Origin of the sequence: Clostridioides sp. ES-W-0018-02 (genome assembly GCF_020658175.1) — a bacterium.
GTDB lineage: Bacteria > Bacillota > Clostridia > Peptostreptococcales > Peptostreptococcaceae > Clostridioides.
Genome location: NZ_JACVVY010000001.1, coordinates 318,394 through 342,373 on the forward strand (window position 1 = coordinate 318,394; position 23,980 = coordinate 342,373).

The 23,980-nt window shown below is 26.8% G+C and carries 22 protein-coding genes; 17 read left to right on the forward strand and 5 right to left on the reverse strand.

Features of this window, described 5'->3' with window-relative positions:
- The first annotated feature begins 11 nt into the window (after positions 1-11).
- The 3 genes from IC219_RS01555 to IC219_RS01565 all read left to right on the forward strand — a co-directional run bounded on the left by IC219_RS01555 (position 12) and on the right by IC219_RS01565 (position 2,853).
- The gene (locus IC219_RS01555) at positions 12-1,289 is read left to right on the forward strand and encodes a nitrogenase component 1 (protein ID WP_227831059.1); all 1,278 of its coding nucleotides are present in this window, start codon (positions 12-14) and stop codon (positions 1,287-1,289) included.
- Position 1,290: 1 nt separating this feature from the next.
- Positions 1,291-2,502, forward strand: a complete 1,212-nt coding sequence (locus IC219_RS01560; protein WP_227433229.1) for a nitrogenase component 1 — start codon at positions 1,291-1,293, stop codon at positions 2,500-2,502.
- Positions 2,503-2,661: 159 nt separating this feature from the next.
- Positions 2,662-2,853: a hypothetical protein gene (locus IC219_RS01565; RefSeq protein WP_227433230.1), complete on the forward strand. Its 192-nt coding sequence runs from the start codon at positions 2,662-2,664 to the stop codon at positions 2,851-2,853.
- Positions 2,854-2,949: 96 nt separating this feature from the next.
- Here the strand turns inward: IC219_RS01565 and IC219_RS01570 are convergent, their stop codons facing one another.
- Positions 2,950-3,762, reverse strand: coding sequence for an Mrp/NBP35 family ATP-binding protein (locus tag IC219_RS01570; RefSeq protein ID WP_227483229.1), 813 nt, complete (start codon positions 3,760-3,762; stop codon positions 2,950-2,952).
- Positions 3,763-4,202: 440 nt separating this feature from the next.
- Here IC219_RS01570 and IC219_RS01575 point away from each other — a divergent pair, with 440 nt between their 5' ends.
- The 4 genes from IC219_RS01575 to IC219_RS01590 all read left to right on the forward strand — a co-directional run bounded on the left by IC219_RS01575 (position 4,203) and on the right by IC219_RS01590 (position 7,821).
- Positions 4,203-5,354, forward strand: coding sequence for a GNAT family N-acetyltransferase (locus IC219_RS01575; RefSeq protein ID WP_227483228.1), 1,152 nt, complete (start codon positions 4,203-4,205; stop codon positions 5,352-5,354).
- A 194-nt stretch (positions 5,355-5,548) separates the two neighbouring features.
- The gene (locus IC219_RS01580; protein ID WP_227483227.1) at positions 5,549-6,187 is read left to right on the forward strand and encodes a cobalamin-dependent protein; all 639 of its coding nucleotides are present in this window, start codon (positions 5,549-5,551) and stop codon (positions 6,185-6,187) included.
- Position 6,188: 1 nt separating this feature from the next.
- Positions 6,189-7,214 carry a uroporphyrinogen decarboxylase family protein gene (locus IC219_RS01585; protein ID WP_227831058.1) on the forward strand — a complete coding sequence of 342 codons (1,026 nt, stop codon included), beginning with the start codon at positions 6,189-6,191 and terminating at the stop codon, positions 7,212-7,214.
- Complete coding sequence (locus tag IC219_RS01590; RefSeq protein ID WP_227483225.1) at positions 7,201-7,821, forward strand: hypothetical protein; 621 nt, start codon at positions 7,201-7,203, stop codon at positions 7,819-7,821. Before IC219_RS01585 ends, IC219_RS01590 begins: the two co-directional genes overlap by 14 nt.
- Before the next feature lie 109 nt (positions 7,822-7,930).
- Here IC219_RS01590 and IC219_RS01595 read toward each other — a convergent pair whose 3' ends face one another.
- Together IC219_RS01595 and IC219_RS01600 are read right to left on the reverse strand one after the other, a co-directional pair.
- On the reverse strand, positions 7,931-8,617 hold the full coding sequence (locus IC219_RS01595) for a YjjG family noncanonical pyrimidine nucleotidase (RefSeq protein ID WP_227483224.1): 687 nt from the start codon (positions 8,615-8,617) through the stop codon (positions 7,931-7,933).
- A gap of 12 nt (positions 8,618-8,629) precedes the next feature.
- Positions 8,630-9,175: a helix-turn-helix domain-containing protein gene (locus IC219_RS01600; RefSeq protein ID WP_227433237.1), complete on the reverse strand. Its 546-nt coding sequence runs from the start codon at positions 9,173-9,175 to the stop codon at positions 8,630-8,632.
- A gap of 237 nt (positions 9,176-9,412) precedes the next feature.
- Between IC219_RS01600 and IC219_RS01605 the strand changes: the two genes are divergently transcribed.
- From IC219_RS01605 to IC219_RS01640, 8 genes are all read left to right on the forward strand, one after another.
- The gene (locus IC219_RS01605) at positions 9,413-10,660 is read left to right on the forward strand and encodes a GntP family permease (RefSeq protein WP_227831057.1); all 1,248 of its coding nucleotides are present in this window, start codon (positions 9,413-9,415) and stop codon (positions 10,658-10,660) included.
- A gap of 83 nt (positions 10,661-10,743) precedes the next feature.
- Positions 10,744-12,738, forward strand: a complete 1,995-nt coding sequence (locus IC219_RS01610; RefSeq protein WP_227831056.1) for an ATP-binding protein — start codon at positions 10,744-10,746, stop codon at positions 12,736-12,738.
- Positions 12,735-14,060 (forward strand): sigma-54-dependent transcriptional regulator, encoded by a 1,326-nt coding sequence (locus tag IC219_RS01615; RefSeq protein WP_227433240.1) that lies wholly within the window; start codon positions 12,735-12,737, stop codon positions 14,058-14,060. Before IC219_RS01610 ends, IC219_RS01615 begins: the two co-directional genes overlap by 4 nt.
- Positions 14,061-14,339: 279 nt before the next feature.
- Complete coding sequence (gene grdG / locus IC219_RS01620; protein WP_227433241.1) at positions 14,340-15,626, forward strand: sarcosine reductase complex component B subunit alpha; 1,287 nt, start codon at positions 14,340-14,342, stop codon at positions 15,624-15,626.
- A gap of 85 nt (positions 15,627-15,711) precedes the next feature.
- Positions 15,712-17,019 (forward strand): sarcosine reductase complex component B subunit beta, encoded by a 1,308-nt coding sequence (grdF, locus tag IC219_RS01625; RefSeq protein WP_227433242.1) that lies wholly within the window; start codon positions 15,712-15,714, stop codon positions 17,017-17,019.
- Between the two features lie 299 nt (positions 17,020-17,318).
- Positions 17,319-18,026, forward strand: a complete 708-nt coding sequence (locus IC219_RS01630; RefSeq protein WP_227831055.1) for a LytR/AlgR family response regulator transcription factor — start codon at positions 17,319-17,321, stop codon at positions 18,024-18,026.
- A gap of 1 nt (position 18,027) precedes the next feature.
- Positions 18,028-19,413: a sensor histidine kinase gene (locus tag IC219_RS01635; RefSeq protein ID WP_227831054.1), complete on the forward strand. Its 1,386-nt coding sequence runs from the start codon at positions 18,028-18,030 to the stop codon at positions 19,411-19,413.
- Between the two features lie 87 nt (positions 19,414-19,500).
- On the forward strand, positions 19,501-19,944 hold the full coding sequence (locus tag IC219_RS01640; protein ID WP_227433245.1) for a FlxA-like family protein: 444 nt from the start codon (positions 19,501-19,503) through the stop codon (positions 19,942-19,944).
- A 276-nt stretch (positions 19,945-20,220) separates the two neighbouring features.
- Here IC219_RS01640 and IC219_RS01645 read toward each other — a convergent pair whose 3' ends face one another.
- Positions 20,221-20,445: a FeoA family protein gene (locus IC219_RS01645; RefSeq protein WP_003423664.1), complete on the reverse strand. Its 225-nt coding sequence runs from the start codon at positions 20,443-20,445 to the stop codon at positions 20,221-20,223.
- Positions 20,446-20,541: 96 nt separating this feature from the next.
- The gene (locus tag IC219_RS01650) at positions 20,542-21,795 is read right to left on the reverse strand and encodes a sodium/glutamate symporter (protein WP_227831053.1); all 1,254 of its coding nucleotides are present in this window, start codon (positions 21,793-21,795) and stop codon (positions 20,542-20,544) included.
- 270 nt (positions 21,796-22,065) lie between these two features.
- Between IC219_RS01650 and add the strand changes: the two genes are divergently transcribed.
- Positions 22,066-23,055 (forward strand): adenosine deaminase, encoded by a 990-nt coding sequence (gene add, locus IC219_RS01655; protein ID WP_227831052.1) that lies wholly within the window; start codon positions 22,066-22,068, stop codon positions 23,053-23,055.
- A 74-nt stretch (positions 23,056-23,129) separates the two neighbouring features.
- On the forward strand, positions 23,130-23,867 hold the full coding sequence (locus IC219_RS01660; protein WP_227433250.1) for an EcsC family protein: 738 nt from the start codon (positions 23,130-23,132) through the stop codon (positions 23,865-23,867).
- Positions 23,868-23,980: the final 113 nt, after the last annotated feature.

Below are 23,980 nucleotides of genomic sequence, written 5' to 3' on the forward strand. Positions count from 1 at the left end.
AAGGAAAAAATATGTATACTTTAAATGTATTAAATAGATTAAAAGATATAGCATATGATAAAGATATAAAATCTTTATCATATGCTGTGTTTCCAGGGACTCATTGTCCATTGTTTGGAGTTGTATTAACTGCATCATATATAAAAAACATGGCTCTTGTGATAGTAGGAACAAATGAATGTACTTATTATAGTAAAAACTTTGCATATCATAGACAGTCTGGTCAAGATAGTGTTTATTCAGTAGTTCTAAAAGATAAAGATATAGTTTTTGGTGCAGAAAAAAAAGTAATAGAAGCTGTAAAGTATATTTCAGAAGTTGAAAAGTTTGATGCAATAATGATAGTAACTACATGTGTACCAGAGTTAATAGGTGAGGATTATAATGCTTTATCTGAGGAATTGGAAGAACTGATAGGTATCCCTGTTTTAGCAGTTAATACCGAACATTATACTTGTAATTCTCATATAATTGGAATGACTAGAGCTTTAAAGAGTTTATCATCAGTTATGGAGAATCATACAAATAAAAAAGGTGTTAATATTTTAGGGCATAGACAAGAGAATGTAGAAGATACAGAGCTTGTAAAGTTACTTTTTAAAGAAGGCGTAAAAATAAATTGTGTAATACCATCTAAATGTACTATAAGAGATATAAAAAGTGCATCTAGTGCTAAATTAAATATAGTAACAGACATGATAGCATTGGATTTAGCAGAAGATATGAAAAATAAATTTGGAATAGAATACATATATTTTGATAAAAACATGAAAGAGTCAATTATAATGGAAAACTATAATAAACTTTGTAACATTTTAGATATAGATGTACAAGATGAATTATTAGAACAAAGACAAAAATATAATTTGTTATTGAATAAATGTAGACTTCTAATGGAAGGTAAAAAGCTAATTTATGGGAATACACCAATGATGGTGTTTGAAGCAGTGGATTTCTTAACAGAATTAGGGTTAGTGCCAGAATTTATACAAGTGCGTGAACTTTATGAACAAGATGGTTTATTTAAAGACAACATAATAAAAAAAGGACACAATCCATATATAAGCAGAATTGCGAATATAGCTCCACTTAGAAGTTTGTATGATACTATAAATGCAGATATTTATATAGGCCATGAAAATCCAATGTTATTAAAAGAAAAAGGACTTATGCAAATAACGTTAGACGAACATGCACAAAAAATAGGGTTTGAGCTTCCAATAGGCATAATGGAAACTTTAATTAAATTGTTTGATGTGGAGAAAGTTACAAGAAAGGAAGTGATTTAATATGGAAGTATATAAATATTTTCCAAATCCTTCTGATAGAATGGGAATAATATTTACAGTATCATCAATAAGTGAAGCCTGTGTCATAGAATTTGGCCCATCAGGAACAACTCACTATGCGATAGAAGCAATTGGAAGTTTAAATGGAGAAGACAAAGCAAAGATTTATTCAACTCATATGAGTGAAAGTGATGTTACGTTTGGAAATTATGATAGATTAGAAAAGGCTATAATTGAAATAGATAATAATATTAACCCAAAATATATATTTGTAATGGCTTCATCTGTATCTTCTATTATAGGTGTGGATATAGTAGGAATCTGCAATATCATAAGTGATTCTGTAAACTGTAAGTTAATCCCAATTACAACAGGTGGATTAAGAGAAGATTATAATCAAGGAGTTGAAGATTTTCTTTATATATTAGCAAAGGATGTAGTAAAAGAGAGCAATGAAAAAATTGATAGTTTTAATATAATTGGATGTAATATAGACCAATATAACTTTTTATCAGATTGTGAAGAAATTAAAAGGATGATAAAGACTTTTTTCAAAAAAGAAGTAAATGTAACCTTTACATCATACACATCAATAGATGAAATAGAAAATGCATCTAAATCTAGTTTAAATATAGTACTTAGGAAAGAAGGTATTAAAGCAGCCACTTTTATGAAGGATAAGTACAATATACCTTATGTGTATAAAAAGCCTTATGGAATAAAAAATACTGAAGAATTTATTAAAGACATACAAAAAGTAACTATGTGGGATTTGGATAAAAGTGCTTATGAAGCTGAAGTATCTAACATAAAAAGACAAGTATTTAATATAAAAAGGAAGTTTTATTTTTATAAGGAAAGCAAAAAATGTGCTGTATTTGGAGATTATGACACTGCTTTAGGATTTAAAGATTTATTGAATGAATTAGGTCTTGAAGTTGATAGAGTTAATATATTGCATAATACAGATTGTAATGACGAATCTGTATATATTGGAAATAATGAGTTAGAAAGAAATAAATATTTAAAAGAAAATGAGTTATTGGTTTTATTTGGAGATGGTACTAGTATTGATATGAGTCACAATTCAAAGTTAGATATACAGATAAGTAATCCAAACCTAAAAAGTGTAAATATATATCCATATACACCATTTATTGGATTAAGAGGAGTGCTTTACATAATTGAAAGAATACTTAATATATCACTATAAGATAGATTTATTAAAAGGTTAATACATATTTTCTCACAATAATTTATGAATTCTGTTAGGATTTGTAAGATATGGGATATAATATAAATAAGTAAATTTTATAAATAGATAATTTACTTGCTTTATTTTAATTATGTTGGAGAAGTGGGGGAATAGGTTATGGAAAGACTAATGGAGCTTTTAGAAAGAAAATTTTTAAAAGATGTAGAACTCTTAGAATTGGAAGATATAGAAAATGTAGTAGAGTGTAAAATGACACAGCCATACAATGCTCACTATAATGAATACTTAGTAAAAGTGAAAAATGGAGATATAATAGAAGAATATTTTGTGTATTTAAAACATAGATAGATGTAGAAGAGGTGTGTATTTTATTTGTAATATTACAAAATAAATACACACCTCTTTTAGTATTAGAGTGTAAAACTATAAAATTTTAATTTATATCTATTTGATATTTTCAACAATATCAGTTAATATTGAGTCTAAATCATTACTAATGTCTGTAACACCATTATGAGTAATATCTATGATTTCTTTAGTCATAGGAAGTTCACCTAGAAGTTTTAAATCTAAATCATTTAAAAACTTTTCAGTAGAGTCACCATCAAATAGTTTGATTTTTTTAGAACAATCAGGACATTGAATATAACTCATATTTTCAATAACTCCAAGAACATTTATGTTCATTTTTTTAGCCATATTAACAGCTTTTGATACAATCATAGATACCAAATCTTGAGGAACTGAAACCATAACTATTCCACTTATAGGTATAGATTGCATAACTGTTAATGCAACATCTCCAGTGCCTGGGGGCATGTCTATAAGTAAATAGTCTAGTTCTTCCCAAAGTACATCAGTATAAAATTGTTTTACAACTCCTCCAACTAGAGGTCCTCTCCAAACAACAGGTTCATTTTCATCATCTATCATAAGATTTATAGACATTACTTTTATGTTATTTGAATTTTCTACAGGATAAATATAAGAACCATCAGAATAAGCTTTTACATTTTTTAGACCCATAAGTCTAGGAATACTTGGTCCTGTTATATCAGAGTCTAATATACCAACTTTATATCCCATTTTATTTAGTTTATTAGCAAGTAAAGCAGTTACAGTCGATTTACCAACTCCACCTTTCCCACTCATAACACCAATTATTTTTCCAAATTTATTGTTAGGGTTATTTTCAATAGAACAATTTGATTGACTATTACAATTTCCCTTTGATGGACATGAATTACAATCTGCCATATCTATTACCTCCAATGTTTAGTATTTATTAGATTATTTGTAACCTACATATACTATTTTAGTACAATTAAACAATAAAGTCATTATTTAAAAGGAACTTAGAATATTTTCTATTAATCAAATAGTAATTTATTATAAAAAAAAGAAGGTAATAAAAAAATATAACCTTCTCAATAAAATGGTTGTTTCAATTGACCTATAGAGTTTAATCATATAAACATATAGGAAATATTTCAATATATTATACATAAATGGTCATTTTATAAGTATAACTGGGAATTATATATATTTTTTATAGAAGTTTGTTGAAAAACAATTAAAAATCATGAAGAAAAAAGATATAATTAGAAATGTAGTGATAAATTTAAAAATGTGGTAATAAATATTTTACTAAAAATGATAGCATTGAAATATTTTAAATAACATCAGGAGGTATATAGATGGAAATAAAACCAAGAAGTGCAAAAGTAGAAGAGTTTGATAAAGTAACAGGATTAATAAACTATGTGTTTAGAATATCAAGAAACTATAAGCCAACTATGGTGGAAGAGTTTCCCCTTTTATTGAATAAAGATAACATAGAAAATATGATTATAATATCAGAAAATGAAAAAGTAGTTTCAGATGTAAACTATTTGGTACAAGATGTATCTATTCAAGGAAATAAACTAAAGGTTGCAGCTATAGGTGGAGTATGCACACATCCAGATTATGAGAAGAAGGGATATTCATCTAAAATACTAGATAAAGCAGAAGAAAAAATGTTTTCTGATGGTGTAGATGTTTTAATTATTTCAGGGACAAGAAGTTTATATAGTAGAAGAAACTGTAGTGTAGTGAAGAGTTTCTATAAATATACAATAAAGCCAGAAAATATTGAAATACCATATGAAATAGTTGAATTTGATGAAACTAATTTTGAAAAAGATGCTGATTTAGATAAAATGATTGAATTATATAATCAAAATAGTACTAGATTTATAAGAACGAGAGATGAATTTAAAAAATTATTACATGCAGCTACTATTGCTTGGGGGCCAATTGATTATAAGAAAGTATTTATAAAAGAAAATAGTAACATAATAGGATATTTAATAATAAGAACAATAAAAAAAGAAGGTTCTATTATAGGAGAAGTAGTTGAAATAGGAGTGAATAATATAAATGTTGAAAATGTATTAAAATATGTTACGAATAAATTTGGTTTAGAGTATTTAGACTATAAGGTACATGTAAGAAATCTAAAGGACCAATTAGAATGTAATGAACTAAAGTCTTTGGATTATCAACAAGGAACAATTAAAATAATAAATTACAGTAAATTATGTGATAATTTAAAAGGTTATTTTAATCAATATGTAGATTCTGAACTATTAGAGCATATTGAATTTAAACAAGTTGAAAATAAATATATCATCAAATATAAGGAAGAGGAGCTTATGATAGAAAGTTTAGATAAACTTAATAAGCTATTTTTCGAAAGAAATGAAGAACAATACAATGAATTTAAACATTTAAAAAAAATATATGAATTTACTACAAAAGTATTTCCTATAGATTTTCCATGGACTGCAAATTTAAACTACCAATAATTATTATACTTTTTACCTAAGATTTAAAAGAAATGTTCTTAAAGATGGTTTAAAGAAGTTGATTCAATTAGCCAATCAAAGAAGAGATTACCTACATCAAGTAACTTGAGTATAAAGTTATTTGGTATGGAAGATTAGTTCAATGAGTGTTGGAAAAGTACTTTTATGAAGGAATTTGAAAGGATGAGTATTATATGGACATACTTGAAAAAATAGCAGAATGTATATTAAATATGGGTGTAAATAATATAGAAGAGTTAGTAAAAGACGCTATAGAGGAAAATATTAATGTAGAGGATATATATGAATATGGGTTAAACAAGGGTATGATAGGTGCTTTAGATAAATTTGAGAGTAAAGAATACTATCTTTCAGAAGTGATAGTATGTACAGATGCATTAAACAAAGGTATTAGCATCTTAAAGGGCACTGGAAAGATAAAGAAAAAATCAAAGGGAGTAATTTTAATGTCTGTAGTAGAAGGTGACACCCACGAGATTGGAAAAAATATTGTAAAAGTAATGGTTGAAGCTACTGGATATAAAGTAATTGATTTAGGTGTAAATAGAAAAAGCGAAGATATAATAGAAGAAGCTATAAAAAACAATGTAGATATAATAGGTTTATCTTCAATGATGACAACGACAATGGAAAACATGAAATCAGTAATAAATAAGCTTAATAGACTTAATTTAAGTAAAAGGCCAAAGGTAATAATTGGTGGAGGTCCTGTAAGTATGGATTTTGCAGAAGAGATAGGTGCAGATGGATATAGTCCAAATGCTCCAAAAGCAGTTAAATTAATAGACAAACTTATAGGAGGAGAAATTTAGAATGTTTTCAGATATGACTTTATTGCAATATATAAATAGTGAAGATAGAGGATTTTTCCTGCCTGATATGGGTACAAATGGTTTATTTTTAATAAATAAAAAAGCATATGAAGTATATGATAGTGTAGATTTACAATTGGAATTAGCAAGAACTATGGACAAATATTTTGAATCAGATTTTATATATTCATTTTGTGATGGAATTACATTTTGTGAGACTCTGGGCTTAGAGACACTAAGACCAGATTACGATTTTCCAAGTGTATTGACACATACAATAACAGATAGTGAAAAGTTAAGAAAATTAGATGTACCAGACCCTTATACAAGTGGACGTATGCCACTCAATCTAGAAAGCTTGTCACTAATATCAAAAACTATAAAAAAACCATTATATGAATCAATACAAGGTCCATTTACTCTTGCAGGTCAATTAGCTGGGGCTACACAACTTTTAAGGTATATAATAACTGATAAAAAATTTGTGGAGGAGTTATTAGAATTCACTACTGAGTTAGTAAGGCGATATGCTGTGGCTGCAAATAAAGCAGGTGCAAAATATATTTCAATAGCAGAGCCAACATCAGTAACTTTAAACAAAGCTAGATTTGATGAATATATAGTAAAAAATTTAAATGAGATATATGATGAACTTGATTGTTGGAAAGGTATGCATATATGTGGAGACACAAGAGAGTTGTTAGATAATATGTTGAGTTGCAATGTAGATGCAGTAAGTTTAGACCAAATTCTAGACTATGAAGAGATTGCACCAAGAATTCCAAAAGATATAGTTTTAATTGGAAATTTAGACCCAATAAAACTTCTTGGACGTTCTACACCTGATAAAATCACAAAGGAAACACTAAAGTTGTTAAAAAAGATGAGAAAGTATGATAATTTCCTATGCGATTTTGGTTGTAACTGTTTAAATACAACACCAGTAGAAAATTTACAAGCAGCCATAAAAGCAGGCAGAATTAGTTATAAAGAATTAGATAGGATTGATATGAATGAGTTGGAATAACAGTAAAAATATGCCTTATTTAGAATTTATAGATTTAGAAAATATTTATATAAATAAAGATACAGTGCTAAAGTTTTTGGGATATTCTAATAGAAAAGTTCCAGAAATGATTAATGAAATAGTTGAAGAAGAAATAAAAAGTATAAAAAGCATATTGAATATTAAAGTTTATATAAGTGAAATTGATACTGATAAAATGCCTAAAGAGTGTAAAAAGGCATTTGCTATTTTATATACTATAGGAGATAAAATTGATATTAAGATGAACGACTACATGAAAAATTGTAATATGATGGCAGGTCTAGCACTAGACAAAATAGGTGTAGTATGTTTAGATTACATTAATGAAAAAATAAAAATGTATTTAAAGGAAACCTATAGTAATCTCAATATATCATACGAGATATATCCAGGAGATAAAGATTTTAAAGTTGAAAATCAAAAAGACATTTATGAATATATAAAAAATAAATACAATAATTTGGAAATAAAAATCAATGATTATCATCAATTGGCTCCTATAAAAAGTGTCGCGATGCTCATATTAATGGGTGATAAGGAAAATACTGAATCAAGATGCAGTAAATGTATTAGAAAGTGTTTTTAGAAATTTTTACAAGATTAAAGTTGATATTGGCAAGTTGCAATAATTTTTTTAGCTTAAATATACGCTAGCTAAAAAAATTATTGCAAAATAATAAGATTCTACTTATAAATTATAATAAATTTTTTAATTCAATGAGAGTGTTTATTTCATAAGTTGGTATAGAACTAGTATAATTTATACTGTTATTGGAGTTTAGCCAACAAGTATCTATTCCTGAATTTATTCCTCCTAATATATCTGAAGTTAAACTATCACCAATCATCAAAGCAGAAGTTTTATCATAACAGTTAAACTTTTTAAATGCATATTTAAATATTTCTGGATTTGGTTTTGATACTTTTACTTCTTCTGATACAATCATTCCATCAATATATTTTTTTATTTCTGAGTTTTTAAGCCTATTATTTTGGACTTTAGAAATTCCGTTTGTTATTATGATAATTTTATATTTACTTTTAAGGTATGACAATACATCAAGTGTACCTGGCATTAAAAAAGTACATTCTGACAAAAGATTTAGGTACATTTTACTAAGAATTATAGGGTCAACATTTAATTTCATTTCCTTTGCAAAAAGTTCAAATCTAAGTAGCTTAAGCTCATCTAAAGTTATAGTGTTTTTTTCAAGGTCAAGCCAAAGCTTATCACTTATATTTCTATATATTTTTATACATTTTTCAAAGTTAAAATCCAATCCAAATTTAGATAAAAGTTTCTTGAAAGCATAAGATTCACTCTTTTTAAAATCAAATAAAGTATCATCTGCATCAAAAAATATAAATTTATATCTCTTCATAAGGTCTACCCTTTATAGTATAACTGCAAAAACTACTTTGCTTTCACTATTAGAATCATTTTGCCATTTGTGCTTTGTTCCTAGAGGAATCTTAACACTATCACCTTTGAATAGAGTAAATTCATCATCATCCATAAATAGTTTGACTTCTCCTTCTAAAATGTATGCAATTTCATCTCCATTATGAGTAATTCTATCAACACAAGAAGATGTATTTGGAGCCAAATCCATAATAGCAAATTCTAAGTTACCACTAGAATCTGGAATTAAAACTTCATATACAACATCATTACTTCCAGGTAAAATAACTTTCTTTCTACTATCGCGTCTCACTATTAAACTTTTTTTATCTACTTCAGATACAAAAAATGTAAATAGAGGAACATTTAGAGAAGAGGCTATAGATTTTAATGAGTTTACAGATGGATTAGCAAGACCTCGTTCTATTTGACTCAATAATGATGGTGTAACATCTGCTAGTTTTGCTAAATCTCGAATACTTAGATTTTGTTTTTTTCGAACTTCAGCTATTTTTTCTCCTAAATTTAAATCATTCATATAAATATCCTCTCTTTTTCGTTTTAAAAATATTACTTTAAAATAACCTAAATAAAAAGATTATATAGTATGAAATCATTATAACATATAAGATATAATTTTGAATAAATAATGTTAAATCTAATTGAATAAATTAAAATATAATTGACAAGTGGATACAGAATACTTAAAATATATTTAAATAAAATTAAATTAAGTAAAAAATAATTAACTTACTTTAAGATAGGAGGGAATAGTGTGCAAATAACAACTTTTGGAGCTATATTTGGCTTATTAGTAGCAATTATTTTAATTATAAAGAAATTTCAAGCTGTATATAGTTTAATGTTAGGGGCATTTGTTGGGGGAATAATTGGAGGAGCGAGTATAACAGAAACTGTAGATTTTATGGCAACTGGAGCTATGAATATCTCACCATCAATTCTTAGAGCTTTAGCATCAGGTGTATTGGCTGGAAGTCTAATAAAAACAGGAGCAGTTGATAAAATATCAGAACAAATCGTAAAGATATTAGGAGAAAAGAGAGCCTTACTTTCTATAGCTGCTTCAACAATGGTACTTGCAGGAGTAGGTGTAAATTTGGATGTATCTGTAATAACTGTAGCACCAATAGGCTTATACATAGGAAGAAAATTAAACTACTCTAAATTAGCAATACTTTTAGCTATGTTAGGTGGAGGTAAAGCAGGTAATATAATATCACCAAATCCAAATACCATTGCGGTAGCAGAAAATTTTTCTGTAAATCTATCTAGTGTTATGATAGCAAACGTAATTCCAGCAATTGTTGGTATTGTGATTACAGTTGTTTTGGCAAGTTTATTAATAAATAAAGGAAACAAGGTAGAATCATATGAACTCTTGGAGCAAAGAGAGGGCTTACCAAGTTTGTTTAAGTCATTATGTGGTCCAATTGTAGCTATATTTTTATTGTTTTTAGGAAATATATCACCTATAGTAATAGACCCTATGGTTGCACTTCCTATAGGAGGAGTAGCGACCTTAATAGCTACAGGAAATTTGAAGAATACAAGAGAGTATTTATCTTTTGGATTATCTAAGATGCAAGGTGTATGCATATTATTACTCGGAACAGGGACTATTGCAGGTATTATACAAATGTCTGAATTACAACAGAGTACAATAGGTATACTACAATATTTAAATATGCCACAATTTTTATTAGCACCAATTTCAGGTATACTTATGTCACTAGCAACAGCATCATCAACAGCTGGAGCTACTATAGCATCGTCAACTTTTTCTGATGCTATAGTAAGTGGTGGATTATCACCAATTTCAGGGGCATCAATTGTTAATGCAGGTTCTAGTGTATTTGAACAATTACCAAATGGTTCATTATTTCATACTAGTGCAGGTAGTATAAATATGGATATAGGTGAAAGATTTAAATTGATTCCGTATGAAGCACTAATAGGAATAGTAATGACTATAGTTTCAACATCTATACAATTAATCTTATAATAAATATAAATATTTAATGAAAAAAGTAGGATTTTGTTATTAAATATTGAATTTATATAAAAAAGAAAGATTGGAGTTTTAAGGTGAATAAAAAAAAGATAGTAATTATAGGGATTATTTATTCATTTTTAGTTGTAGTTTCACTCGCAAATATGTATGTAGGTATGGAGTATAATTTGAATATATTTGAATATGTTAAGAAATCACTTCCATTTACAGAAGAGGAAAAACAATGGCTAAAAAAACATGAAAATTTAGTTTATAGTTCTGACCAGAGCTCTCCTCCTCTTAGATATAAAGGTCAAGAAGATGGTCAATACAAAGGAATTGTTGTTGATTTAATTAATTCCCTATCAATCCAAATAGGTAGAGATTTCTATTTTAAACCAAATACATGGTGGAAAGAATCCTTTGTAAATCCAGTAGATGATAGTATAAGATTTTTTGACTTAATTCCATCAAAAGAAAGAGCAAATAAGTTTGTATTTACTGACCCAATTTATACGTTAAGCGCAAATATATTGAAAGATAAAAAATCACAGAATATAAATAGTTATAGAGATTTAAAAGGAAAAACAATAGCAATACCAGAGGGTGACTATTCTATAAACTTTTTGAAACAAAGAGTTGATAATATAGATATTGTGTTGACTCCAGATATAAAGACTGGAGTCAATTATTTAATGTCAGGTAAAGTAGATGTAGTTGTTGGTGATGAACCAGTACTACAATACTATGTAATAAACTATGAACTTTCAGATAAATATAGTATTTTAAATACTCCTATTTATACCAAAAAGGCAGTTCTCGCTGTTCCTAAACAATATGAAGAATTAGTTGGTATTTTAAATAAGGGAATTTTTAAACTTCAGAAAAATGGTGTATATAAAGATTTAAATAAAAAATGGTATTCTATATATAATGAAGTTGATGATGTATTATATGATAGAGGAGTCATACCAATCATTTATATTTTTATAGGCATAATTTTGATATCTATTTATATTTTTTATAGTTATACATCTTTATTAAAAATAGAAATAAGAAGGAAAACAGAAGAAGTAATAGAAAATAAGAAGGCTTTAGAGGCTACATTTAATAGTATCACAGACATAATAATGCTTATAGATGACAATTACAATATAGTTGAATCAAATAAAGTATTCTATGATTTTATCAATGAGACACAATATAAAAAAGAAGAATTAATTGATATAATAAAAAATATTATTGAGAATACATTTTCTGAAAATACACATGAAACAAGTGAAATAGAATTGAGTAATAAAATTTTGAAAATAAGTACTTTCCCTGTAGAATATAAAAAAAATAATGTTGAATATATAGTAGCTTTAATTAAAGACATAACTAATGATAAAATAATAGAAGCAAAGTTGTTGAGAGATAATAAAATGATATCTATAGGGCAACTAGCTTCTGGAGTAGCACATGAGATAAGAAACCCTCTAGGAATAATAAGAAATAATTGTTATCTTTTAAAAGATAATGTCACTATAGAAGAGGTAAATGATTGTGTAAAATCAATAGAAAGTAATGTAGATAGAGCAAGTAATATAATAACGAACTTATTAAATTTTGCAAGAATATCAGATGATAGTTTAGAAAATATAAATATAAGAAATTTTATTGAAAATATAGTCAAGCTTCAGTATAAAGTTTTACAGTTAAAAGATGTTGAAATAAATATAAACTGCAATAAGGATTTAGTGTGTTACATAAATGGAGAGTCTTTAAAACATGTATTTATAAATTTAATATCTAATTCAGTAGATGCAGTACATAAAGGCGGTAAAATTATTATAAATTGCTATGTGAAAGAGCGCTGTTTATTTATAGATTTTAAAGACAATGGTGATGGTATAAAAGAAAACGTTTTAAAGGATATATTTAATCCTTTTTATACTACAAAGCCGATTGGTGAAGGAACTGGATTAGGATTGTATATTACATATAATGAGATTAAAAAGAATAACGGAGATATAAGTGTCAAAAGTCAATTGGGAGTTGGTACTTGTTTTTATATAAAAATTCCACTAAATAAAGAGGTGACTATATGATGAAGATACTAGTAGTTGATGATGAATTAGAGTATGGGACAATAATGAAAAAAATTTTGCAAAAGAATGGATATGTGGTAGATATAGCACTAAGTGGAGAAGAAGCTGTGAGTATTATCAAAAAAAATAAAAATTATGATTTGATTTTGTCTGATGTTATGATGAAAAACATGGATGGAGTACAACTTTTAGATAAAATTAAATCTATTAATAAAAATATAGAAGTTATATTAGTTACTGGATATGGAAGTATTGAAAATGCAGTTGAAGCCATGAAAAGAGGAGCTTTATCTTATTTTATAAAAAGCAATCCTATTGAAACTTTATTAGAAGAAATTGAGAAAGTAAAAACAGAAAAAGAAGTAGTTTGTACACAAAAAAATAATTTGGACTTTACTTTAGAATCTAAAAATAAGGATTTTAATAATATAATAAAAATCGCAGAAAAGGCTGCTTGTAAAGATGTAAATATACTAATTCTTGGAGAATCTGGTGTAGGAAAAGATGTTTTAGCTAGATATATACATAGTCTAAGTCCAAGAAGAGATGAAATATTTGTACCTGTAAACTGTTGTTCTTTTTCTGAAAACTTATTAGAATCTGAGTTATTTGGACATGAAAAAGGTTCTTTTACTGGAGCAGTAGATAATAGAAAAGGCAGATTTGAACTTTCAAATAAGGGCACTTTATTTTTAGATGAAATAGGAGATATACCTCTAAATGTACAAGTAAAATTGTTAAGGACACTTGAAGATAAATCTATAGAGAGAATAGGAAGCAACAAGTCTATTAAAGTTGATTTTAGATTAATTTGTGCAATGAATAAAGAACCTAAAATAGAAATACTAAATGGTAATATAAGAGAAGATTTTTTTTATAGAATAAGTACAATAACAATAACTATACCACCTTTAAGAAATAGAAGAGAGGATTTAAATACACTTATAGACTTTTTCTTAAATAAATACCAGATTGAACATGATAAAAAAATATCCTCAATTGATAAAGAAGTAGTTGATTTTTTAATAAATTATGATTATCCAGGTAATATAAGAGAATTAAAAAATATAATCAATAGATTAGTAGTTTTAAGTGAAGGAAGTAAGTTATCAAAAGATAATTTAAACTTAATATCAAACAATACAAACATAGATGATAAAATAAGTATTAGACCTCTAAGAGAAATAAGAAAAGAATTTGAGTGTGAATATATTGAAAAGGTTCTATCTCTATGTGGAAATAATATTTCAAATACAGCAAAAAAATTGGAGATTAGCAGAAGACAATTAACTAATAAAATATCAGAGTACAATATTAAGTGAGAAAAAAACTTCTCATATACTGAGCAAAAAATTTCTCACAATTATTAAAAGATAAGTAGAAAAATTCTACTTATTTTTTTTATTATAATTTTAAAATTTAAGACTTACAATAATTATAGGTAAATTCAATGTTTATATAAGTAAAAAATGAAAATATCTATGGCATTAACATAAAAAAGCTATATTTTAAATAATTGGCATATAAAATGCTTTATATATAAATAAACGTAATAATAGATATTTTTAATTGCGATTAAATGTATTAAGGGGGATTTTCATATGAAGCTAGAGCTAGGGAATATATTTATAAAAAATGTTGAATTTGGCGAGAAAACAGAAGTAAAAGATGGCATATTATATGTGAATGGTAAAGAAATAGAACAGATAGCTTTAGAAGATGAAAGAATTGTAAGTGTAAATGTTGAACTTGCGAGACCTGGTGAATCAATAAGAATAGCACCAGTTAAAGATGTTATAGAACCTAGGGTTAAAATTGGAGATGAAAGCAAAATATTTCCTGGAATTATTAACAAAGTAAAGACTGTAGGAAGTGGAAGAACTCATGTCCTTTCAGGAGCTTGTGTTATAACTTGTGGAAATATAGTCGGGTTTCAGGAAGGTGTAATTGATATGAGTGGTCCTACTGCTAAATATACACCTTTTTCAAAAACAAATAATGTATGTATTGTTATAAAAGCAAAAGAGGGAATAGAAACTCATGATTATGAAGAAGCAGCTAGAATAGTTGGATTAAAGATAGGTGCCTATATAGGAGAAGCAGGCAAGGAAATTGAACCAGATGAAATAATAGTATATGAAACAAAACCACTATTAAAACAAGTGAAAGAATATCCAGACCTACCAACAGTAGCATATGTTCATATGTTGCAATCACAGGGACTTTTACATGATACTTATTATTATGGAGTTGATGCTAAACAAATAGTTCCAACATTTATGTATCCAAGTGAAATAATGGATGGAGCCATAATATCTGGTAATTGTGTTGCACCATGTGATAAAGTGACTACTTTTCACCATTTAAATAATCCAGTTATACATGACTTATATAAAAGACATGGAAAAGACTTGAATTTTATAGGTGTAATTTTAACTAATGAAAACGTATTTTTAGTTGACAAAGAAAGAAGTTCTGATATGGTTGCAAAGTTAGTGGAATTTTTAGGGGTTGATGGAGTATTAGTGACAGAAGAAGGATACGGAAATCCAGACACTGACCTTATGATGAATTGTAGAAAATGTAGTGAAGTTGGAGCAAGTGTAGTTTTAATAACTGATGAGTTTCCTGGAAAAGATGGAAAGAGTCAATCTATAGCAGATGCTACTAAAGAGGCAGATGCACTTGTTTCTTGTGGTCAGGGAAACTTAGTAGTCCATTTTCCTGCTATGAAAAAAGTTATAGGAACTTTGGATTATGTTGAAATGATGATTGGTGGATATAAAGGATGCTTAAATGAGGATGGAAGTATGGATGCAGAATTACAGATTATAATAGCATCAACTATAGCAAATGGTTACAATCATTTGACAGCAAGATATTATTAAATAAATATTTGAGTATAGGTTATTGTTAATACTATTATTAATTTAATTGATGTAATAACTATAAAGTAATTTGGAGGATTAAGATATGAGTAAAATCAGAGTTGTTCACTATATAAATAATTTCTTTGCTGGTATAGGAGGAGAAGAAAAAGCAGATATTCAACCAGAAAAAAGAAAGGGAGTAGTAGGACCTGGAATGGCATTTCAAAGTCAATTCAAAGATGAAGCAGAGATAGTTTCAACTGTAATTTGTGGAGACACATATTTTGGAGAAAATATTGAAAATGCTACTAGAGAACTTTTAAAAATGATAAAAGAAGAAAAACCTGATTTATTTATTGCAGGGCCAGCATTTAATGCAGGGAGATATGGAGTAGCCTGTGGAACTATTTGTAAAGCTGTTGAAGAAGAATTAAATATTCCTGTAGTTACAGGAATGTATAAAGAAAATCCAGGTGTAGATATGTTTAAACTAGATTTACACATAATAGCCACAGGAAATTCAGCAGCTAGTCTTAGAAAGGTAGTTCCAATAATGTCAAGACTAGGGATTAAATTAGTTAAGGGCGAAGAAGTAGGACCTCCCGAAGTAGAAGGATATATAATGAGGGGAATAAGAAAAAATTTCTTCCATGAATTTAGAGGTTCTGAAAGAGCAATTGAAATGCTGGTTAAGAAAATGAATGGAGAACAATTTGAAACTGAATATCCAATGCCAGAATTCGATAGAGTTACACCTGTAGAGGCTATCAAAGACTTATCTAAAATAAAACTTGCATTAGTAACTTCTGGGGGGATAGTTCCAACTGATAATCCAGATAAAATCGAATCTTCAAGTGCTACTAAGTATGGTATTTATGATTTAACAGGTATGAATTCTATGTCAAATAAAGATTTTACAACTATACATGGAGGTTATGATAGAGCATATGTACTTGAAAATCCAAACTTAGTTGTGCCATTAGATGTGGTTAGAGAATTTGAAAAAGATGGTGTGATTGGAGAGTTGGCAAATTACTTTATAACCACTACAGGTACTGGAACAAGTGTGGGTAATTCTAAGAGATTTGGAGAAGAATTTTCTAAAAAATTGGTAGAAGATAAAGTAGAGGCTGTAATTTTAACATCTACATGAGGCACTTGTACTCGTTGTGGAGCAACGATGGTAAAAGAGATTGAAAGAGCAGGTATAGCAGTTGTCCATGTTTGTACTGTAGTACCAATATCACTTACAATAGGAGCAAATAGAATTGTTCCAGCAGTAGGTATACCATACCCACTTGGGAATCCAAAGCTAGGAGAAGAAGAAAGTAAAAAAATTAGAAAGAACATAGTTTTAAAAGCCTTAAATTCATTAAAAGAAGATGTAGAAGGCCAAACAGTATTTGAATAATAAAAATATAGCACAACACTTAAATTAAAATAGATGTCATGAAATAGTTTTTAAAAATTATTTTATGATATCTTTTTTTATTAAGTAATTTAAAAATATTAAATATATTTGTGTGTTTTTAAATTTACTAGAATGGAAAATTAAATTTAGAGTATTGATACATAAATTTAAATTAGATATACTATGAAACGTAAAGTTATTCACTTTGGAACATATATTAAGCATACTAGAACAGATTAATTGAAAGAAAGAAGTTAACTTTATATAATAAAATAATATGAGAAAGAAGGTGTTACATATTGATTTCAATTGCTATTTGTGATGATGAATCATATATGCTAAATGATTTAAAAGAAAATATAGAGCTATATATGAATAGAAATAATTTATTATATAATATAGAGCTTTTTGATAAAGCTGAGACTCTATTATATAATCATAAATTATTTGATATTATCTTTTTAGATATACAGATGGAAGGTATTAATGGAATGCAAGCAGCTAAAAAACTAAGGTCATATGATAATGATTGTTTTATAATTTTTGTGACAGTTTTAAAGGAATTTGTATATGATGCTTTTGAAGTAGATGCTATAAATTATTTGCTCAAACCATTATCTAATGAAAAACTATCTAAGACAATGGATAGAATAATTATAAAGCTGGATAGTAATGAAAAAAATTATATAACAATACAAAAAGGGCACTCATATTGGAGGTTAAAAATAGCAGATATTTTATATTGTGAAGTTATAAAAAGAAAGATTTATATCCATTTAAAAAAAGAAATTATTGATTATTATGAAACTATTGATAGTCTAGAAAGAAGTTTACCAATAAATTTTTTTAGATGTCATCGTAGTTATATAATTAATTTACAAGCTGTATATAGCTATGAAAATGGTAATGTAGTTATGGAAAATGGAGATATGATACCTGTTTCTAGGTTACGTCAACAAGAATTTTCTGAAGCAATGCTTGAAAATATGAAAAATAGGAGGAGATAGCATGGCTAATTTATCTTCTTCTAATGTATTATTAGAATATAGTATTTTGTTCGTTTTTGCAGTAGATAGAAGTCTAATGGCAGCATTGCAATATTACTTTCTAATTAGTTTTACAAATACTAAGTCGAAATTTGGGGACTGTATTTTATACTTGTTAGTATCAGTTTTGTCAATTAGTATAAATACATATTTTAATTTATATAATTTATTTTATTCACGGCTTATATTTTTTCTACTGACTTTTTTGTTTGTAAAGTATGTAATAAAAAAATCTACAGTTTTATCTATAGTATTATCTCTATTAGTATATATAATTGAGCAGTTAGCATATGGATTTATAGCTCCATTTAATTACTTACTATTTATAAATAATACAGATATAAATATTTATAAATTTGTTATAAATACAGAGATTTCATTTTTTATTACGATTATAATAGTTGGATTTATATATTGGTATAGTGCTAAAAAATTTAATATTAAAACTGGAAAATTTGATAGATATTCAATAATTTTGATAATGCCATTGTTACTCATAATATTATTTTGGCAATCATTTGAGCATACTGGTTATTCAAGTTCAACGATAAATATCGATACAAAACTTCAAACTGTAAAATTATTAATGAATACATCTCTTACTAAAGAAATTCAAGCTTTCCTTTTTTCTTCAATTGGAATTATATGTGTTTTTTTCTCTTTATTTGAGTTTAAGAAATTGATGCAATATTTAAAAGAAGAGAAAAATAAGGCGATTTTAAACCAACAAATTCATTCTCAAAAAAATTACATTGAAGAAGCAAAATCTCGATTGTCACAAACGATGTCTTTTAGGCATGATTTTAATAATCATTTAGCTATTGTAAATGGATTGCTAAAAAAAGGCGAAATTTTAAAAGCACAAGAGTACCTAAATAAACTCGAAAAAATAACCAGTGACCTATCATTTTCTTGTAATACAGGAAATGTTGTAATTGATGCCCTTTTCAACAATAAATTAAGCATAGCAAAACAATTAGGAATACAGGTGGATTGTGACGTAATTATACCAAGTAATACTAGTATAAATGATGTTGACCTCTGTATAGTATTTGCCAATGCTATTGACAATGCAATTAAAGCTTGTAAATTTTTAGATAAACGAAATAGATATTTAAAACTATCAACTAAACTAGATGGTGGATTTTTTATGATAGAAATAAGGAATAGTTATAATGCAGCAAATAATTACACAAGTGGTTCAGGTATCGGAATTTCAAATATAAGAGAGGTTGCTAAGAAATACCAGGGAGCTATAAGTATAGAGAATACATCAGATTATTTTCAAATAAATATATTACTAATTATTTCATTACACTATACTGACATTTCAGAACGATTAACTTGAAAATAGAATTTGTAACCAATATTATATATGTAAATAAAAGTATATATAAATGAAAAATTTAACATATAGAAATAGGAGGTTACTAAAATGAAAATTGAAAGTATAAGTGGTCAGACACCAAGGATGTCTAATATAGACAGTTCAGGTAATAACCAAAGTGAAATACAAAGTTTAGAACAGCAAAAAAAAGTATTGCAAGAAGAATTGGAGAAAGTTAAAAACGATAAAAGTATTGATAATGAAATGGCTAAGTCAAAAATAGAAAATTTAAAAAAAGAAATAAAAGAAATCGAAAGTAAAATTCAAGAATTAAAAGAAAAGAAAGCACAAGAGTCAGAGGGAGGACAAAATACTGTTTCTGAAGTGAAGAATAGTACATTAGATAGAAAAGAAGAAAATTCTAATAATAAAAATGCAAAAACACCATATGATATTTTTGAAAAAAGCAATGAAGAAGAACAATGGGACAATACTTATAGTCTTGTTCAAGACGATAAAAATTTAAAAGTAAAATTTAATAGACCTATATAGTGTATCTAGAAAATCAACTTGTTGAAATATTAATTAGTATTTTATATTCTTAAGTAATAATTATATAAATATATTAAATGTAAATAAATATACTATATTTATACAAATTTAAATATAGCTTTATAACTACTATTTATGAATTTCTATTTTAAATTTTATAACAAATATAAATGTCAGTGGCTATCTTCTTAAGATTACTTATGGTTCTAATACAAATGTTTTTAATGCAAATAAAAAAAGAGATTTTAAAATCTCTTTTCTTATTTTTATTTTATATTAATTATTTTTTAAATTTATATTTTTTGCATCAGATTTTCTAATAGCTAAATCAAATCCTCTAAATCTAATCACTATAGGATCATTAAGAGGGGCTATTTTTTTTACTTCAACTTCAGTGCCATCTATTAATCCTAAAGCAAGAAGTCTCTTCATAAGTTTTTCATTCCCAGCTATATTATCTATAATTCCCTTTTGTCCAAGTTTTAAGTTGTAAACAGTCATTATTAACACCTCCTAATGAAAATCATTATCAAGTTCTATACTTATAATATATAATAAAAAAGCTAAATTGTCAATATATAACAAAAAATAAACATACTAGCTTAGTATGTTTATAAAAAATAGTATACAAGGGATACTAATGGCATCTAGTAAAAAACCACTTACTAAGGGAACAACCAAAAACGCTTTTGGAGAATCTCCGTATTTTTGTGTTAAAGAGCTCATATTGGCTAAAGCATTTGGAGTAGCACCTATTCCATGTCCAATTAAGCCACTTATTATGATGGCAGAATCAAAATCTTTTCCAAGTATCTTAAAACAAATAAAGATTGAAAATAAAATTATAAAGATTACTTGAAAAGTTACTATTAGAAGAATTGGAGGCAATAATGTTGATAATTCAAATAAATCTATATTCATAAGTGATAATGTTAGAAAAATTCCTAATGAAAGTTCTTTTAGAAACTCTATAAGTTTAAAATTTAACTCCAGTATATTTATTTTGTCATTTAAATTTCTAAAAATAACTGCTGAAAACATACAAGTCACAACAGAAGGTAAAAGAATGTTACATGTCATATAAAATATTCTGCTTATAATTTCTCCTGTATTTATACAAATAAATATAAGAAGAACTTGCTCCAAAAATATAGTAGGAGTTATCTTTTGGGACGAGTTATTTTGGATTATTTTATTCCTGTTTCTAAAAAAATTATTCATTACTCTCATTGAATCTTTTTTATATTTAAGGCTTGATAAATCTGCTTTTGTTGAAGGTTGCAATTTATACTTTTCTATTAGAAATCTAGCAACAGGGCATCCCAATATCCCGCCTATAATAAGACCTATTGTTGCAGCCGATAAGCCAACTCCAACTGCACCATTTATACCAAGACTTTCTATTGTAAGCCCAAATGCAGCCGAGTAACCATGACCACCTTCCATAGATACATTACCGCACATAAGTCCTAAAAGTGGTTCAAGTTTTATAATTTTTGATATTGATATGGCTATGATATTTTGACAAAATGCTAATATTCCACATAAAATCCAATATCTAAATAATACACTACCACCTTTTTTTATAAGGTTTATGCTTATTTCAAGTCCAATAGTTGTAAAAAAGAAAGTTATGAAATTTGGCATTAAGTTTCCACTCACAGAGATATCTGCTATATGAAAGTATTTAAGAAATAAATTTAAAAAACAAAATAATAGACCTCCTATTACTGGTGCAGGTATACAGAAGTTATTTAAAAATTTAATCTTATTCTTTAACAGATTACCAATTAAAAAGAATAGCATAGATAAGGTTAAAGTTTGTATAGTATTAAAAGTTAAAGTAATCAAAATAAGTCCTCCTTTGTAATTTAAAAATTTAAAATTGCCTTTATATAATTTAAATTATTATGTAATGGAATTTTTACTATCAAATGTATATTAATAAATGTATATTAAAAAAAATCAATGGATATAATTAGATAATTATAAATTAAATGAGAATATTTTACTAATACACAGCTTTTAACATGAAAAATTTTAGTATATTGTTATAATAGAAATAAGACTTAAAAACTTATCAATAGAATATATTATTTATAAGTATAAAAGGAGGATAAAATGTTTGAAAATTTACCTAAGATAGAATTACATTGCCATTTAGATGGAAGTGTTAGAGTAGAAACTATATTTGATATAGCACTTAAAGAGAAAATAGACTTACCATCAGATAATATTGATGAAATAAAAAAATTATCAAAAGTTCCACATGATTGTACTTCACTTGATGAATATTTAAAAAAATTTGATTTACCTCTAAAAGTTATGCAATCTAAAGAAAGTTTAAAAAGAATTACTTTTGAACTTTTGGAGGATGTAAGTAAAGAAAATATTAAATATATAGAAATTAGATTTGCTCCATTACTTCATACTCAAAATGGGTTGAGTGCTAAAAGTATAATTGAAAGTGTGGTTGAAGGAATTAGAGATGCTGAAAGTATTTATGATGTAAAAGGGAATTTAATATTAGGTTGTATGAGAACAATGACCTCAGAAGAGGCATTGTTGGTGATTGAAGCAGGTAAATCTTTTATAAATAGAGGTGTTGTAGCAGTAGATTTATGTGGTCCAGAGAAGGACGGATTTTGCAGTGAATATGAAGAAGCTTTTAAATTGGCAAGAGATTATGGATATAAAGTTACAGTACATGCAGGAGAAGCTGCAAGTGGAAAAAATGTATTAGATGCTATAAATATTTTAAAGGCAGATAGAATTGGCCATGGTATAAAAATTAATGGAGAAAAAGATGCATATGATTTAGTTAAAAATAAAAAAGTATTACTGGAAATATGTCCAACCAGTAATGTACAAACTAAGACAGTAGATTCTTATAAAAGTCATCCATTTTACGATTTTTATAAAGATAATTTGAATGTAAGCATAAATACTGATAATAGAACTGTGTCAGATATAAGTTTAAATTCAGAACTAAATCTAATATTTGATATATTTAATCTAAATTTAGAAGACTATAAAATAATTTATAAAAACACAGTAGAAGCAAGTTTTGCAGATAAGGAGACTAAAAAATATTTATACAGTCTAATTTAGTAGGTTAAATGAACTATAACTTTAAATCAATTAAGTAAGTTAATTAAATTTGTATTTTAGAGTAGGAGATAAATTTGAAAAATTATAAAGAGATTTCTTATAATGAATTAGCAAAAAAAGAATTAGAACAATGGAAGAAAGATATATTAAAAAAACCGTCTATATTTGATAAGGCGTCAAAAGGTATACAAAATAAATTCAATGGAGTCTTGCCAGATAAATACCATGAAATAATGACTTCTTCAATAAAAGGAATGACAAAAACTGTATTGTTTGGATATAAATATGCGACAAAGACACCAATTAGAAATATATCTTTAGAGGAAAGGGAAAAGCTAGTTGATGAAAAGGCTAAAAATTATAAAACTACAGCAATGATTGAAGGAGCAGGTACAGGAGCTGGAGGGATTTTTTTAGGGCTTTCTGATTTTCCTCTACTTTTAGGTATTAAGATAAAATTTTTATACGATGTTGCTTCAATATATGGATATGATGTCAAAGACTATAGAGAAAGAATTTATATACTAAATATATTGCAGTTGGCCTTTTCTAGCCAATCTCATATAAATACAACATTTAAATTGATGGATAATTGGGATGAGTATATAAAAAATTTACCAAATGATATCAATGATTTTGATTGGAGAACATTTCAGCAAGAATACAGGGACTATTTAGATTTAGCCAAATTTTTGCAACTAATGCCTGGAATAGGAGCATTTGTAGGATTTTATGTGAATGGAAAATTAATTGATAAATTACATGAAACAGCAGTATTTGCTTATAGATTGAGGATTAGAGAGTTTAATTAATAAGTGTTAAAATTTTAAAAATGACTATAAAATATATCTATATATATATTGATTTGCATTGATAAAAACAATGATGAGTGAAAGGTAAAGCATGATAAAATCTAATGTAGAGG

Bases quoted from the DNA above. Each gene is read 5' to 3' on its own strand.
- IC219_RS01555 (WP_227831059.1), top strand. From the start codon at position 12: ATGTATACTTTAAATGTATTAAATAGATTAAAAGATATAGCATATGAT.
- IC219_RS01635 (WP_227831054.1), top strand. From the start codon at position 18,028: ATGGCTAATTTATCTTCTTCTAATGTATTATTAGAATATAGTATTTTG.
- IC219_RS01615 (WP_227433240.1), top strand. From the start codon at position 12,735: ATGATGAAGATACTAGTAGTTGATGATGAATTAGAGTATGGGACAATA.
- add (WP_227831052.1), top strand. From the start codon at position 22,066: ATGTTTGAAAATTTACCTAAGATAGAATTACATTGCCATTTAGATGGA.
- IC219_RS01600 (WP_227433237.1), bottom strand. From the start codon at position 9,175: ATGAATGATTTAAATTTAGGAGAAAAAATAGCTGAAGTTCGAAAAAAA.
- IC219_RS01595 (WP_227483224.1), bottom strand. From the start codon at position 8,617: ATGAAGAGATATAAATTTATATTTTTTGATGCAGATGATACTTTATTT.
- IC219_RS01560 (WP_227433229.1), top strand. From the start codon at position 1,291: ATGGAAGTATATAAATATTTTCCAAATCCTTCTGATAGAATGGGAATA.
- grdG (WP_227433241.1), top strand. From the start codon at position 14,340: ATGAAGCTAGAGCTAGGGAATATATTTATAAAAAATGTTGAATTTGGC.
- IC219_RS01575 (WP_227483228.1), top strand. From the start codon at position 4,203: ATGGAAATAAAACCAAGAAGTGCAAAAGTAGAAGAGTTTGATAAAGTA.
- IC219_RS01585 (WP_227831058.1), top strand. From the start codon at position 6,189: ATGTTTTCAGATATGACTTTATTGCAATATATAAATAGTGAAGATAGA.
- IC219_RS01570 (WP_227483229.1), bottom strand. From the start codon at position 3,762: ATGGCAGATTGTAATTCATGTCCATCAAAGGGAAATTGTAATAGTCAA.
- IC219_RS01640 (WP_227433245.1), top strand. From the start codon at position 19,501: ATGAAAATTGAAAGTATAAGTGGTCAGACACCAAGGATGTCTAATATA.
- IC219_RS01565 (WP_227433230.1), top strand. From the start codon at position 2,662: ATGGAAAGACTAATGGAGCTTTTAGAAAGAAAATTTTTAAAAGATGTA.
- IC219_RS01590 (WP_227483225.1), top strand. From the start codon at position 7,201: ATGAGTTGGAATAACAGTAAAAATATGCCTTATTTAGAATTTATAGAT.
- IC219_RS01580 (WP_227483227.1), top strand. From the start codon at position 5,549: ATGGACATACTTGAAAAAATAGCAGAATGTATATTAAATATGGGTGTA.
- IC219_RS01645 (WP_003423664.1), bottom strand. From the start codon at position 20,445: ATGACTGTTTACAACTTAAAACTTGGACAAAAGGGAATTATAGATAAT.